At 65.4% G+C, this 1,177-nt stretch carries 1 protein-coding gene; it reads right to left on the bottom strand.

Annotation, left to right across the window (positions count from 1 at the left end; genetic code table 11):
• Positions 1-132 precede the first annotated feature (132 nt).
• Positions 133-1,146 carry an IS5 family transposase gene (locus AC0L3A_RS40640; RefSeq protein WP_007592298.1) on the bottom strand — a complete coding sequence of 338 codons (1,014 nt, stop codon included), beginning with the start codon at positions 1,144-1,146 and terminating at the stop codon, positions 133-135.
• Positions 1,147-1,177: the final 31 nt, after the last annotated feature.

The raw sequence follows: 1,177 nt of genomic DNA, 5'->3' as shown, positions 1-1,177 counted from the left end.
GCGAGGGCTTTGCTTAATTGGCCGAGCGGGAGTGAGGCTCGATATGGGGTATTTTTTTGTGCGGCCTCGGATGGCGCGCGAACGCAGACGGTCTTGTTTTCGTGGCCGATCGATGGCCTTGGGCTGTGGCGGTCACACCACACCTCCCGCGGGACACAGGACCGCCCATCGTTTGAGGTTCATGGCCAGGCAGAGAAGACGCAGATGGGTATGATTGCGTGCCAGGCCCAGATAGCGGGCTCGCGCCCAGCCGTAGACGCCCTTGAGGCGCGCGAAGACCTGCTCGACCGGGGCGCGGCGCCGTCCCACGGCGTCGTTGAAGCGCTTCTGCCGTTCGGTCAGGGGATGATGCTTGTTGGGCCGGAACATCAGCCGCGGCTTGATGCCCCGGGCAGCCAGCCCGGCGCGACGCTCATGCTTGTCATAGGCCTGGTCGGCGTAGACCGCCTTCTCGTCACCGCTGATCAATTCGTCGGCGGGCACCGTATCGTTGACCGCAGCGTCGGTCAGCTTGCTGCGACGAATGATCGCCGAGCCCTGGTCGACACCGACATGCGCCTTGTAGCCGAAGTATCGCTTGCCACCCTTCTTGGTCCATCGCGCATCCGTATCGCGCTCGCTATTGACCAGCTTGCTCGGCGGGCGTCCGTCCGGGCCGGGAGGCAGCGGGTCCTTTGGCGGCTTCGGCGGTTTCACGGCCGCCGGGATCAGGCTGGCGTCGATCAATGTGCCTCGGCGCAGCACCAGCCCGCGCGCGTCGATCTGGCGCAGCATCTCGGCAAACAGCGTCTCGTCCAGGCCAGCCTGCTGCAAAGCTTCGCGGAAGCGCCAGATCGTCGTGTGGTCGGGCGTCTCGTCGCCCAGCGCAAAGCCGCAGAAGTCGCGGAACGAGGCCCGGTCATCGAGCGCTTCTTCCAGTTCCGGATCGGACAGACCGTACCATTGCTGCAACAGCACAGCCTTGAACATCACCAGCCGAGGATAGGCCGGCGCGCCACGCTCCGGCTCCGGCAGGCCGCTCAGCACGCGCTCGACAGCCGCCCAATCCACCAGTTCGCCAATCCGCCTCAGGACCGCACCCCCTTTGCCCCGCCGCGACGCCAACGCATCTGCGAAGCTCGGTTGCCCCACCTGCCGATATGCCATCCCCAGATCCTCTTCAGATGTCTCTTAGAGA

Source organism: Bradyrhizobium sp. MI1.3 (assembly GCF_055811695.1).
This window is presented reverse-complemented; position numbering and strand designations above follow the sequence as displayed.

Bases quoted from the DNA above. Each gene is read 5' to 3' on its own strand.
- AC0L3A_RS40640 (WP_007592298.1), bottom strand. From the start codon at position 1,146: ATGGCATATCGGCAGGTGGGGCAACCGAGCTTCGCAGATGCGTTGGCG.